Annotated in this window: 13 protein-coding genes; 6 read left to right on the forward strand and 7 right to left on the reverse strand. The window is 63.5% G+C overall.

Translation table 11 applies throughout. The annotated features are described in order from the left end of the window. Positions 1-24: 24 nt before the first annotated feature. The 5 genes from P3T20_RS21865 to P3T20_RS21885 are packed head-to-tail and all read left to right on the forward strand — an operon-like array spanning position 25 to position 5122. Positions 25-1038 (forward strand): ABC transporter permease subunit, encoded by a 1014-nt coding sequence (locus P3T20_RS21865; RefSeq protein ID WP_074262819.1) that lies wholly within the window; start codon positions 25-27, stop codon positions 1036-1038. Between the two features lie 4 nt (positions 1039-1042). Further along, positions 1043-1960, forward strand: coding sequence for an ABC transporter permease subunit (locus tag P3T20_RS21870; protein ID WP_429287780.1), 918 nt, complete (start codon positions 1043-1045; stop codon positions 1958-1960). Next, positions 1961-2965 (forward strand): ABC transporter ATP-binding protein, encoded by a 1005-nt coding sequence (locus P3T20_RS21875; RefSeq protein ID WP_074262817.1) that lies wholly within the window; start codon positions 1961-1963, stop codon positions 2963-2965. Continuing rightward, positions 2962-3981, forward strand: a complete 1020-nt coding sequence (locus P3T20_RS21880) for a peptide ABC transporter ATP-binding protein (RefSeq protein ID WP_429287781.1) — start codon at positions 2962-2964, stop codon at positions 3979-3981. The genes P3T20_RS21875 and P3T20_RS21880 overlap by 4 nt, the downstream gene beginning before the upstream one ends. Then, positions 3974-5122 carry a TraB/GumN family protein gene (locus P3T20_RS21885; protein WP_429287782.1) on the forward strand — a complete coding sequence of 383 codons (1149 nt, stop codon included), beginning with the start codon at positions 3974-3976 and terminating at the stop codon, positions 5120-5122. Before P3T20_RS21880 ends, P3T20_RS21885 begins: the two co-directional genes overlap by 8 nt. Positions 5123-5154: 32 nt before the next feature. Here P3T20_RS21885 and P3T20_RS21890 read toward each other — a convergent pair whose 3' ends face one another. From P3T20_RS21890 to pxpB, 6 genes are all read right to left on the reverse strand, one after another. Further along, positions 5155-6948, reverse strand: a complete 1794-nt coding sequence (locus tag P3T20_RS21890) for a tetratricopeptide repeat protein (protein WP_429287783.1) — start codon at positions 6946-6948, stop codon at positions 5155-5157. A gap of 226 nt (positions 6949-7174) precedes the next feature. Continuing rightward, positions 7175-8131, reverse strand: coding sequence for a DUF979 domain-containing protein (locus tag P3T20_RS21895; protein WP_429287784.1), 957 nt, complete (start codon positions 8129-8131; stop codon positions 7175-7177). Beyond that, the gene (locus P3T20_RS21900) at positions 8128-8871 is read right to left on the reverse strand and encodes a DUF969 domain-containing protein (RefSeq protein WP_074262812.1); all 744 of its coding nucleotides are present in this window, start codon (positions 8869-8871) and stop codon (positions 8128-8130) included. Before P3T20_RS21900 ends, P3T20_RS21895 begins: the two co-directional genes overlap by 4 nt. A 220-nt stretch (positions 8872-9091) precedes the next feature. After that, positions 9092-9844: a 5-oxoprolinase subunit PxpA gene (gene pxpA / locus P3T20_RS21905; protein ID WP_074262811.1), complete on the reverse strand. Its 753-nt coding sequence runs from the start codon at positions 9842-9844 to the stop codon at positions 9092-9094. Between the two features lie 18 nt (positions 9845-9862). After that, positions 9863-10915, reverse strand: coding sequence for a biotin-dependent carboxyltransferase family protein (locus tag P3T20_RS21910; RefSeq protein WP_429287785.1), 1053 nt, complete (start codon positions 10913-10915; stop codon positions 9863-9865). Next, entirely contained in the window at positions 10912-11565 is a 654-nt protein-coding gene (gene pxpB / locus P3T20_RS21915; protein ID WP_074262809.1) for a 5-oxoprolinase subunit PxpB, read from the reverse strand. Before pxpB ends, P3T20_RS21910 begins: the two co-directional genes overlap by 4 nt. Before the next feature lie 234 nt (positions 11566-11799). On the opposite strand from pxpB, the gene P3T20_RS21920 reads away from it, so the two are divergent. Then, the gene (locus P3T20_RS21920; protein WP_074262808.1) at positions 11800-12312 is read left to right on the forward strand and encodes a winged helix DNA-binding protein; all 513 of its coding nucleotides are present in this window, start codon (positions 11800-11802) and stop codon (positions 12310-12312) included. Between the two features lie 66 nt (positions 12313-12378). On the opposite strand, the gene P3T20_RS21925 is transcribed toward P3T20_RS21920, so the two are convergent. Beyond that, the gene (locus tag P3T20_RS21925; RefSeq protein ID WP_429287823.1) at positions 12379-13002 is read right to left on the reverse strand and encodes a 5-formyltetrahydrofolate cyclo-ligase; all 624 of its coding nucleotides are present in this window, start codon (positions 13000-13002) and stop codon (positions 12379-12381) included. Between the last annotated feature and the right edge of the window lie 3 nt (positions 13003-13005).

Here is a 13005-nt window from a genome sequence, read left to right on the forward strand (position 1 = left end):
TCATCAAGACCATAGGGACGAACCATGTTCCGCTTCGTTTTGCGCCGCATTGGCATGGTGATTCCGACTTTCATCGGCATCACGATCCTTGCGTTTGCGCTCATTCACCTGATACCCGGCGATCCCATCGAAGTGATGATGGGCGAACGCGGTGTCGACCCGGCCATGCACGCGGCCGCCATGCATCGGCTGGGGCTCGACGAACCGTTGCCGCTGCAATACATCCACTATCTTGGGCGCGCGCTGCACGGCGATCTGGGAATGTCGATCATCACCAACACCAGCGTGATGGACGAGTTCCTCGCGCGCTTTCCCGCCACCGTTGAACTGTCGATCTGCGCCATGCTGTTCGCGCTGATCGTCGGCCTGCCGGCGGGTGTGTTTGCTGCGCTGAAGCGCGGTACGGCCGTCGATCACGGTGTGATGGGTACCGCGTTGACCGGCTATTCGATGCCGATCTTCTGGTGGGGTTTGATTCTCATCATGCTGTTTTCGGTGAAGCTCGGCTGGACGCCGGTGTCGGGCCGCATCGCGGTGGAGTTCGACATTCCGCACGTGACGGGCTTCATGTTGATCGATTCACTGCTGCCAGGTACCGATGAAGGTTCGTTCAAGTCGGCGTTGAGCCATCTGATTTTGCCGGCCATTGTGCTCGGCACGATTCCTTTGGCGGTCGTTGCGCGCATGACGCGCTCGTCGATGCTCGAAGTGCTGCGCGAGGACTATATCCGCACCGCTCGCGCCAAGGGCTTGCCGCCGGGACGCGTGATCGTCGTGCATGCGCTGCGTAATGCGTTGATTCCGGTGGTGACCGTGATCGGCCTGCAGGTGGGCACGCTGCTAGCCGGCGCGGTGCTGACCGAGACGCTGTTCTCCTGGCCGGGTATCGGCAAATGGCTGATCGACGCAATCAGCCGGCGCGACTATCCCGTCGTGCAGGGCGGTATCCTCCTGATTGCCACACTCGTGATCGTCGTGAATCTGATCGTCGATCTGTTGTACGGCGTGTTGAATCCGCGCATTCGCCATACGAGGTAAAACCGTGGCAGATATTCAAAACACAGTCCCCCAGTCAGTGACCCCGCCAAGCGGCCGGGCGCTGGCCGCCCGTGAGTTCTGGGCAAACTTTTCGCGCAACCGCGGCGCGGTATCGGCCGGTGTCGTGGTGCTGTTGCTGATCTTCGTGGCGATCTTCGCTCCGTTGATCGCCCCGCACAGCCCGATCGAGCAGTACCGCGACTACGTGAAAATCCCTCCCGCCTGGCTCGACGGCGGCAACTGGAAGTTCATTCTCGGTACCGACGAAGCGGGCCGGGACATCCTGTCCCGCCTGATGTACGGTGCGCGCCTGTCGTTCTGGATCGGCTTCGTCTCGGTCGTGCTGGCGCTGATCCCAGGCATCGTGCTCGGGTTGATCGCCGCGTTTTTCGAGAAATGGGCCGATACGCCGATCATGCGCATCATGGACGTGCTGCTTGCGCTGCCGTCACTGCTGCTTGCGGTGGCGGTGGTGGCGATCATCGGTCCGGGGCTCCTCAATACGATGTTCGCTATCGCGATCGTCGCGTTGCCGGGTTATGTGCGTCTGACGCGGGCGTCTACGCTCGGCGAGTTGCAGAAGGAGTACGTGACGGCTTCGCGCGTGGCGGGCGCCGGCACCTTCCGGTTGATGTTCTCGCAAGTGCTCCCGAACTGCACTGCGCCGCTGATCGTGCAAGCTACACTCGGCTTTTCGTCGGCGATTCTCGATGCCGCCGCGCTCGGCTTTCTCGGCCTCGGCGTGCAACCGCCGGCGGCGGAGTGGGGGGCGATGCTGGCGTCGGCGCGTGATTACATCGATAACGCCTGGTGGATCGTGACCTTGCCTGGCTTGTCGATCGTGATCTCGGTGCTGGCGATCAATCTGCTCGGCGACGGCCTGCGCGATGCGCTCGACCCCAAACTGAAACGGATGGCCTAAATGAGTAACTTATTGACCATCCGAAATCTCGCGGTGAACTTCAACGGCCTCCCGGCTGTCGACCGGATTGACCTGGACGTGGCGCCGGGCGAAGTCGTCGGCGTAGTGGGCGAATCTGGCTCGGGCAAGAGCGTGACGATGATGGCGCTGATGGGCCTGATCGACGCACCGGGCAAGGTCAGTGCCGACGAGATCCGCTTCGACGGCAAGGATCTGCTGAATGCCTCGCCGAAGGAGCGCCGCAAGATCATCGGCAAAGACATCGCGATGGTGTTCCAGGATGCGCTCACCAGTCTGAATCCGAGCTACACCGTCGGCTATCAGATCAAGGAAGTGCTGAAGCTGCATGAAGGCTTGCGCGGCGCCGCGTTGCATCAGCGGACGATCGAACTGCTCGACCAGGTTGGCATCCCCGATGCGAAAAACCGCATCACTTCGTTTCCGCATCAGATGTCGGGCGGGATGAATCAGCGTGTGATGATCGCCATGGCGGTCGCCTGCAATCCGAAGCTGCTGATCGCCGACGAGCCGACCACCGCGCTCGACGTGACGATCCAGGCGCAGATCATGGAACTGCTGGTGAAGCTGCAGAAGGAACGCGGCATGGCGCTCGTACTCATTTCGCACGATCTTGCCGTGGTCTCCGAAGTCGCGCAGCGCGTGGCGGTGATGTACGCGGGCGAGGTGATCGAGACCAACAAGGTGCCCGATATTTTCGCCGCGCCTCATCATCCGTACACAGAAGCGCTGCTGGCGGCGATTCCCGAGCACAATGTCGGCGCGGTGCGGCTGGCCGCGTTGCCGGGGATGGTGCCGGGCCGCGACGACCGGCCCAAGGGGTGTCTGTTCGCGCCACGCTGCAAGTATGTGGTGGACGATTGCACCAAGGCGCGCCCGGCGCTTGGACCGTTGCAAGGTCATACAGAGGTAACCAGGGTACGCTGTATCAAGCCGTTGAACCTCACCGGCGATGCCAACATCCACACTCACGGAGGCGCACGATGAATGCAGTACCCGAAACGCGCCGCCCGACGGGTCAGACGGGCGATCACGTGCTGGTTGCCGATCAGCTGGCGCGGCATTACTCGGTGAAGCGCGGCATGTTCGGCCGCGGCACGGTGAAGGCGTTGAACGGCGTGTCGTTTTCGCTCGACCGCGGCAAGACGCTGGCGGTAGTCGGTGAGTCCGGTTGCGGCAAGTCGACGCTCGCGCGCCAGCTCACGATGATCGAAGGACCGACCGCCGGCCGACTGATGATCGACGGTGAAGACGTTGCTGGCGCCGATCACGCGAAGGTCGCGGCATTGCGCCGGCGCGTGCAGATGGTGTTCCAGAACCCGTTTGCGTCGTTGAATCCGCGCAAGACCGTCGAGCAGACGCTCGGCGAGCCGCTCGCCATCAATACGCAGTTGAGCGCGAGCGATCGCGCCGAGCGTATTGCACAGATGATGCGCACGGTGGGCCTGCGGCCGGAGCACGCCAAACGCTATCCGCATATGTTCTCGGGTGGCCAGCGTCAGCGCGTGGCGATTGCGCGCGCGATGATTCTCGATCCGCAGATCGTCGTGGCCGATGAACCGGTGTCCGCGCTTGATGTCTCGATCCAGGCGCAGATTCTCAATCTGTTCATGGATCTGCAGGAGCAGTTCAAGACCAGCTATGTGTTTATCTCGCACAACCTGTCGGTGGTGGAGCATATCGCCGACGATGTGATGGTGATGTACTTCGGCGGTGTGGTCGAACTGGGCGACAAGAAACGCGTCTTTACGAATCCGCGTCATCCGTACACGCGGGCGCTGATGTCGGCGACGCCGTCGATCTTCGAGGCGGATCGCACGATCAAGATCAAGCTGCAAGGTGAGATGCCGTCGCCGCTCAATCCGCCCTCGGGTTGCACGTTCCATCAACGCTGTCCGTATGCGATCGAGCGTTGCCGCAGTGAAGAACCGAAGCTGCGCGAAGTGGATGGGCGTCAGGTGTCGTGTCACCGGGCTGAGGAGGTGGGGGACGTGGATGCCTGAAACGTTGGCGGCGCGTCGTCCTGCGCGCCGTCTGCGTGAAGGCGGCTGTGACGCCGTTTTCGCGCGGCGTTGGCGAGCGTGGCTGCTGGGTTGTGCCACGCTTGCTGGCGTCTCACTCGTTTCTGCTTGGCCGGCCGCCACGGCATCTGCTGCGGGCGCGGCTGCGACTTCCCCGGCGCAAAACGGACGGCCGAACCTGCCGGTCCCCGCAGCCCCTGCTTCGCCCGGGCAGCCGCGGGCGACACTGCCCGGTTTTAATCCGCCGCCAGCATCCAGTACGACGACCGGCGGCGCGGTCCGCGCGCAACCGGCGCGCATGCCGTTCTACGTCGCCACGCGCGGCTCCACTACGATCTATCTGCTCGGAACGCTGCACGTCGGCGACCCGGCCGACTATCCGCCGGGCAAGCCGTTCCGGCCGCAGATTCTGGCTGCGCTGGCCGCTTCCCCGACGCTGGCGCTGGAGTTGTCGCCGGACGATCTGCTGGTGTCGCAGGATGACGTGTCGAAGTACGGTGTGTGCCGCAGCGCGTGCCTGCCGAAGTATTTGCCGGAATCGCTCTGGCACAAGCTCGAAGTCCGCTTGCGCGGCAACCCGGCGGCGCTCGATGAGATCAAGAGAATGCGGCCGTGGCTCGCTTCGCTGCTGGTCGAAACCTACGATTCCCTGAGTGCGGGGCTGCAGACCGAATACGGTACCGAGGCGCAGTTGCAGAATGTTTATCTGCGCACGCGCGGCAAGATTGTCGGACTGGAGACGCTTGGGGAACAGATGCGCTCGTTCACCAGTTTGTCGTCCGCGCAGCAGCGCGAGATGCTGGCGCAGGACCTGGTGCAGACGCCGGCCGAAAATCTCGCCGATGTGCAAACGTTACACAGGCTCTGGCAGGTGGGCGATGCGGACGCGATTGCCGCGTGGCAGGCGGCCAAGTCGGAAGTGCTGGCGCGTGACAAGCGCGTGTCCGATTCGATTGACAACAGGATTGTGTACGAACGGAACCGGCGTTTCGTTGCGAGGATGTTGTTGATTGCCGGACCGAACAAGCCGGTGTTCGTGGCGATCGGGGCGTTGCATCTGGGCGGCCCGAAGGGCGTGCTGCAGTTGTTGCGGCAGCACGGGTTTGTGGTGGAGGCGGGGTGAGGAGGCGAACGTGACGCGATCGTTTGTCTGGTTTATCGCAGCGCTTCAACCACGCTTGCCACCACCGGCGTCCAGTCCCCCAGCACTGCTTGCCTGAACAACCGCGCGCCCGGATACCACGGTGAGTCGCTGCGATTTTCCAGCCAGCGCCAGTCCGAGTTCGCTGGCAGCATTACCCACACCGGTTTGCCCAATGCGCCCGTCAGATGCGCGACGCCGGTATCGACTGCGATCACTTGATCCAGGTTCATGATCAGCGCGGCGGTTTCGGTGAAATCGCGCAGGTCAGCGGCGAAGTTGTGCGGCCGGAGTGTTTCCGGCGCGTCGACGAGTTGCGCTTCAGCCGGTCCCTTCTGCAACGAGAACCAGGCGATGTCCTTCAGTTCACCGAGTGGCGCGAAATCTTCGAGGCGCATCGACCGATAGCGATCATTGCCGAAGGTCGGACTGCCAGCCCACACCAGCCCGATCTTGCGACGCGAGCCAGCCACAGCTTCTACGCGCTCACGCCACGCTTCGATCTTCGTCTGCTCAGCGAAAACATACGGCACGTCAGCGGGAATCGTCGCGATCTCGGTGCCAACGCATGATGGCACGCTCATCAGCGGCGCCCAGAAGTCGTAACGTCCGTCGGCTCTGCCGCTCCACGCGCGATGGACTCCCGGCACGCGCTCCGCAAGCGGCACTAGCGGTTCGCGCACGCAAACATCGACTGTGGCGCCAAGCTCTTCAAGCACGCGCGCGAAACGCAAAAACTGCAGTTGATCGCCGAAGCCCTGGTCGCCGACCAGCAGCACGCTACGGCCATCGAGCGCTTCACCTTGCCATTCCGGCACGCCGTCCACTGCGATCGCCGCGTAATCTTGCGGGCGCCAACGTTTCGCGAATTCCACCCAGCCTTGCTTGTAGTCGCCGCGCTTGAGCAGCAGCCATGCGAGATTCTGATGAGCGTCGACGTAGCCGGGATCGATTGCGAGCGCGTGGCGATAAAACACTTCCTCTTCGTCGAGGCGTCCTTGCGCACCGAGCGATCCGCCGAGGCACACCAGATTGGTCGGGTTCGGCTGCAGAGCAACCGCGTGGCGGTACTGCTGCTCAGCCTCGGCGTAGTTTCCCAGCTTGCCGGTCGCACTGCCCAGATTCACGTGCGCCTGCGCAAAGGCGGGTCGCAGTTCGATCGCACGTCGAAAGCGCGCAATAGCTGCCGCGCTGTTGCCCTTTGCGGTCAGCGCGTTGCCAGCATTGAAATGAGCGTCGGCGGAATACGGATCGAGCGCGAGGGCCTGTTCGTAGCACGCGAGCGCTTCGTCATAGTGCTCGAGTCTGGCGAGCGCGGTGCCAAGATTCAGGCGAGCGTCTACGAGCGACGGATTGAGCGCCACGGCCTCGCGATACTGACGCACCGCGGCTTCATGCTCGCGTTGCGCCTGCAGCGTAACGCCGAGGTTATTGCGTGCGTCGGCGAAGTCAGGCTGCAGTTGCAGCGCCTGCCAGTAGCATCGTTGTGCCTCGTCGTAGCGACCGAGCGCAGCGGCGATGAGACCGCGGTTGCTCCAGCACGCCGCATTAGCAGGTTCGATTTCGAGCGCATGATCCAGCAGTGCGGCCGCCGCTGCGTGATCGCGCCGTTGATGATGCAGGACGCCGAAGTAATGCAGCGCGTTGGCGTGAACCGGGTTGATTGTCAGCGCTTCCTGATACAAAGGTGCGGCCTGATCGAGACGACCCGCCTGATGGGCATCGAGCGCGGCGGCGAGCAGAGCGTCGATGTAGGTCGGTGCAGCCGCTTCGGGGCGCGCGTCACCCAGATGGAGATGCTGTTCCATGAGAACCTGCTTGAGAGCGCCGGCGCCCGCATGTTGCGCGCGCCGGCTGGTTGATGAGAGAACATCGACCAGCTTATGTCTCAAGCTTTTCCGATTCGATCAGACGCATCCTAATTTGCCGCGACAAGGCGTTGCGGCATAGGTTGGCGCGGCGTCTTGCTGTCGCAAAATTGCCGCGCCAGGTCGCTTGCGGAGTCACCTCGCCTCGCTGCGGGCGCGGCGAGTCCTACAGAAACATCAGGTAGTTCAGCAACAGGATATTCACCACCAGCAGCGACAATGCCGTGGGCACCTGCACCTTGATCACCGCGTTCTTGTCCGGCAGTTCGAGCAACGCGACCGGCACCATGTTGAAGTTCGCGGCCATCGGCGTCATCAGTGTGCCGCAGTAGCCCGAGAACATGCCGATTGCAACCATTACCGCCGGATTGCCGTGGAACACGCCGACCAGAATCGGCACGCCCACTCCGCCGGTCATCACCGGGAAAGCGGCGAAGCCGTTGCCCATCACCATCGTGAACACCGCCATGCCGATGCAGTACACGGCCACCGCGACGAAGCGGTAGTCGAGGTTGATATAGGCCGTCGTCACATGCGCGACGGCCTTGCCGACGCCCGCGTCGGAGAACACGAGGCCGAGCATGCCCAGCATCTGCGGCAGGACCGCGGCCCACGAGAGCGCATCGACGAGGCGGCGTGCTTCCTTCATCGACTGGCCGACCGTATCGCGCGTCATCACGCATGCAACTGCAAGGGCGATCACGCAGCCAATACCGAAGCCGATCAGCGTGACGTTCTTCGGGTCGATCAGGGGCTTGCCGCCGAAGATCAGATAGCTCGCCGCCAGCGTGATCACGACGGTGACGACCGGAATCGTCAGCGCGGGAATGAACAGCTTGTTGCCGAGGCGCGCTGCACTGGCCTGACGGGCTTCGGGCGACAGCACCTTGGGCTTGGCCGCCGTCACGCCACCGAACCCCGCGACCAGCGCCATCACGATCACCAGCACACCGACGATCGACGGCGGAATCAGGTCGCCAATCAGGAAGATCAGCGCGTACAGGATCCAGAAACCGCCGCTGCTAAAACGGCGCGGGTGTTCCTTGTCGGTGAGGATCATGCCGCCGACGATCAGCAGCACGATGCCGACCAGCCAGAACAGATAGTTGATGGTGAGTGTCATGCCTCGTCTCCCTTCGCAGACGGGGTTTGCGCAGCGGCGTTCGACGCTGCGTTGCGGCCCAGTTCACGCTCGAGGCTGCGATCGAGCAGATACAGCCGGAAGCCGTGAATCAGGAATGCGCAGATGGCGGTGGGGATGCCCCATACGGCAACGTGCATCGGCGCGACTTCGATGCCGGCTTCACGCAGGAAAGTGGTCATCAGCACGATCGCACCGAACGCAACAAAGACGTCCTCGCCGAAAAACAGGCCGACGTTGTCGGTGGCGGCCGCGAACGCACGCAGGCGGTAGCGCACTGCGTCGGTGAGCTTGCCGTAGCGGGTTTCGGCGGCGCCCTCGGTCATCGGCGCGATCAGCGGACGCACCATCTGCGGATGCCCGCCGAGGCCGGTCAGACCGACGGCCGCCGTCAGTTCGCGCACCAGCAGATAGACGATCAGCAGGCGTCCGGCCGTGGCCGCGCGGATGCCCGCGATCCACGTTTGCGCCCGTTCGCGCAGACCGTGCCGTTCGAGCAGGCCGATCACCGCCAACGGCAGCAGCAGGATCACGGGGATATTGCGGGTCTTGATAAAGCCCGTGCCGATGGCGGCAAGGATTTTCTCGGGTGGAAAGTGCGCGGCCAGCGCGGTGACGATAGCGGCGGCGGCCACGATCAGCATCGGATTAAAGCGCAACACAAAACCGACAATGATCACGGCCACGCCAATAAGCGGCCATAAGTTGACTGCTGTCTGCATCAGGATCTCCAAACGGGGTTGCTAACCTTGCCGCTGATCGCGGCTAACGTGGGGAGGCGCGTGCATATCCCCTGCGCCGTCTTGCTGTGCGCCGCTCTGGCTGGCGGCGTCACTGACTTGCTGCTGTCATTTACTGCTTTGGGTACTGCACCTGGCAAACGCCCCGCGCGAGGCGGGGCGTTACGGACTCTTCAGTCGCTGTGGCTTCAGCCGCTCGGGCTCACGCGCGTACGGCGTTGGCCGCGTGAACCTCGATGCCGGCGCTTTCGAGCGCGCTGCGGATGCGACGCGCAAACGCCAGCGCATGCGGACCGTCGCCGTGCAGGCAGATGGTCTGTGCATTGAGCGGCACCCAGTGGCCATCCACGGCCTGCACGCGTTGCTCGCGCACCATCGTGAGGGTGCGTTCGAGCACTTCCTCTTCGTCATCGAGCAGCGCACCTGGCTCCTTGCGCGGAACGAGGGAGCCGTCGGCGCGATAGCCGCGGTCGGCGAACACTTCCTCAATGGCGACGAGGCCTGCTTCGCGGGCGGCCGTCACGAGGCCGCTATTGGCAAGCGCGAACACGGCCACGGACGGATCGAAATCGTGCACCGCCGAGACGATCGCATCGGCGATCTTCGGGTCGCGCGCGGCCTGGTTGTAGAGCGCGCCGTGCGGCTTGACGTGCGCGATGCGCCCACCTTCGGCCTGAGCAATCGCCGAGAGCGCGCCGAGCTGGTACAGCACGCCCGCGTAGATCTCGTTGGCGGGCAAGTCCATTTCCTTGCGGCCGAAGTTTTCCGGATCGTTGAAGCTCGGATGCGCGCCAATCGACACGCCTTTCGCGACGGCCCACCGAACGCAGTCATGCATCGCATTGGCACCGCCCGCGTGCCAACCGCACGCAATATTGGCCGAACTGACGAGGTCGAGCAGCGCCTCATCGGAGCCGCAGCCCTCGCCGAGATCGGCATTCAAATCGATTTCCATAATTTCCTCTACTTGGTCTCACGACACTGCCAGCGCCGGCTGGCGTGCGCAGCGTTCCTCATGCATTGCGATCGCGGCATCGATCTGCCGCAGATACGCCCGTTCTTCGAGTAAAGCGTGACGTGCCTCCTGAGGCGTCGTCGGGATGAAACGGATCGCGCTGTTCAGGCGCACCTGAGCGAGCTTCCACAGATCGGCCTGGATGACCGCGCCGATCTTCGGATAACCGCCGGTGGTCTGCGCATCGCTCAGTAACACGATCGGCTGGCCGTTCGGCGGCACCTGGATCGTCCCCGGCATCACCGCATGCGACAGCAGATCGGTCTTGTGCGTGCGCTTGAGTTCGGTGCCGGAAAGCCGGTAGCCCATGCGATTGCTGTTGGGCGTCACAAGCCATTCGTCCGACCAGAACGCCTCGTGAGCGCTGGCGGGAAATTGATCGTACTCGGGTCCATGCAGCACGCGAATCGGTACTGCCCACGCCACACCAGATGGATGCCGGCCGCGACGCAAAGGTTCATGGACCAGCACGAATTTGCACCAGCTGGGCGCCTTGACGCCGAATTCGGGGGCTTGCGGACTAAAGCTCGCGCCAGCGCGTGACGAGGGCACGCCGACCGGCAGCCGGTCGCCGTCGCGCAATGCACGGCCACCGAGGCCGCCAAAATGACCGGCGAGGTCGGTGCTGCGCGAGCCAAGCATCGGCAGCACGTCGATTCCGCCAGCGATGCAGACGTAGCCGCGCATGCCGCGCCTGGCCGCTTGCAACGTCAATTCCTGACCGGCCTGGACCGGCAGGCTCCACCATGAATAGACGGGCTTGCCGTCGAGCGTGGCGCCGAACTCGGTACCGGTAATCGCGACCCGGGTGGCACGCGGAAAGCGTAGCACGGTCGGTCCAAAGGTGACCTCGAGGCCTGCAGCGTCGGGCCGGTTGCCGACGAGGCGGTTGCCCACTTCCAGCGAGAGCCGGTCGAGCGCGCCGCCCATGGCCACGCCGAGATGCCGGTAGCCATGCCGTCCGAGATCCTGAACCGTGGTCAGAAGACCCGCGCGAATCACGTCGATCATGCTGTGATCCCCGCCACGGTGAAGCGCACCCGGTCGCCCGGTTGCAGCAAGGTGGGCGGCGAGCGCGCCGGATCGAACAGGGGCACGGAGGTGCGGCCGATCAGTTGCCAGCCGCCAGGCGATGTAGCCGGATAGATGCCGGTCTGCTCGCCGCCAATCCCCACCGACCCCGCCGGCACCTCAACCCGCGGCGACGAGCGGCGCGGTGTGTGCAGCGCCTTCTCGAGACCGCCCATATAGGCGAAGCCGGGTTGGAAGCCGAGGAAAAACACCACGTATTCGCCGGCCGTATGACGTGCGACCACCTCTTTCGCCGACAGCCCTGTGTGATTCGCCACCGCCTGCAGGTCAGGGCCGAATTCGCCGCCGTACTGCACTGGAATCTCGACCTCGCGGCCGGCGGAAGGCGCCTCACCCGGGGCGTCCCAGGCCGCTTCCAGCAACCTGGTGAGTGCGGCGCGGTCTGCTTCCAGCGGATCGAACATGATGGTCAGGTTGTTCATGCCGGGCACGACCTCGAGCACATGCGGCCAGCCGCGTGCGGCCTCGGCCACCGCCCAGACGCGCTGCTGGCAATCGAGCGTCGCGGGAGCGTGGGCCTCGCAGACTAGCGCGGCGTCGCCGAACTGGAAGATTCGTGGTTGCGTCATTGCGGATTCATTCGGGTTGGAGCGGAAGCCTTGCAACATTGGAATCGGTAGAAGCAGTGAAAGCGCACCGCCCTATGACTGGATAACGGCACCAGGAGCATCAACCATAACAACTAGGCTACATTATCAATAAGATATCGACAATTTATCAATAAGCGTTTGTGCCAGGCACCCATGATGAGGCGCTCGTCGTACACTTCGAGCACTTCCTTTCATGTATCGAGAGCACCCGTCATGTCGCGTCAACCGACCAAAATCGTCTCTTCGGAACACCTTGTGTCTGAAGCTAGCGCGGAGTTGTCCGAGCTGGAGTACGGGCTCATCATGGCGAGCAACGCGTTCAACCGCTGGATGGTGCGTTGCATGTCGGCGGCGGGAGAAAAGGATATGACCGCCATCGAGGTGTCGCTGCTGCATCACGTGAGCCATCGCGAGCGGCGCAAGAAACTCGCGGACATCTGCTTCGTGCTGAACATCGAAGACACCCATGTTGCCACCTACGCATTGAAGAAGCTGGTAGCTAGAGGGTATGTAAAAAGCGAAAAGACCGGCAAGGAAGTGTTCTTCTCCGCCACGGAATCCGGGCGTGCCCTCTGCATGAAGTACCGCGAGGTGCGCGAAAGCTGCCTGATTGCCACGCTCAGGGAGAGCGGTTTGACCAACGAACAGATTGGCGAGGCTGCGCAATTGATGCGCAACGCCTCCGGCCTTTACGACACGGCGGCGCGGGCGGCGGCTTCGCTGTGAGGCCGGATGGACTCGGCGGCCTCTAGCGATCTTGACTGGCTTCAGGCGGTTTGCTAAATCTGACTTTTACTGAGCCGGGTTGGGTTGCTGCTGCGGATAGCAGGCCGCTTCGGTGATGATCAGGTCCAGCGCGATGTCGTGGGCTTCGTGCTGCAGCGCGTCCGTGCGGCAGGCTTCGCAGGCTATGCCGACCGTGACCGGACGCGTCGCGCCGGGCCATGCCGCCAGCGTGCGATCGTAATAGCCGCCGCCATAGCCGAGCCGGTAGCCTTCGACGTCGAAGCCGACGCACGGCACGAACAGCAGATCGGGTGTGACGACCCGCTCGGTGGCGGGCTCGGGGATCCGGTGATGACCGACTTTCATCGGTGTGTCCGGCGCCCAGGCCCGGAATTGCAGCGCCTCGCCATGGTTCGTAATGACGGGCAGGCTCGCCTGACGATGCGCGCCGAGCGCGAGCCAGATAGCGATCGCCGCACGCGCGTCGAACTCGCCCGGCAGCGGCCAGTAAAAGCCGACACACGCGGGTTCATGGTGTTTCAATGTATCGAGCATGCGGCGGCTCAACGCCTCCTGGGCGGCAGGCTCGAGGGCCGCATCCAGCCGTGTTTTCAGCAACATTTTACGGAGCGCGTTTTTCGATTCCGGCAGGGGGTTGCGTGCTATGCTTTGGCTCAATTCGCGCTCCAGAAA

The sequence above is a fragment of the Paraburkholderia sp. GAS206C genome (assembly GCF_050435645.1).
Lineage (GTDB): Bacteria > Pseudomonadota > Gammaproteobacteria > Burkholderiales > Burkholderiaceae > Paraburkholderia > Paraburkholderia phenazinium_B.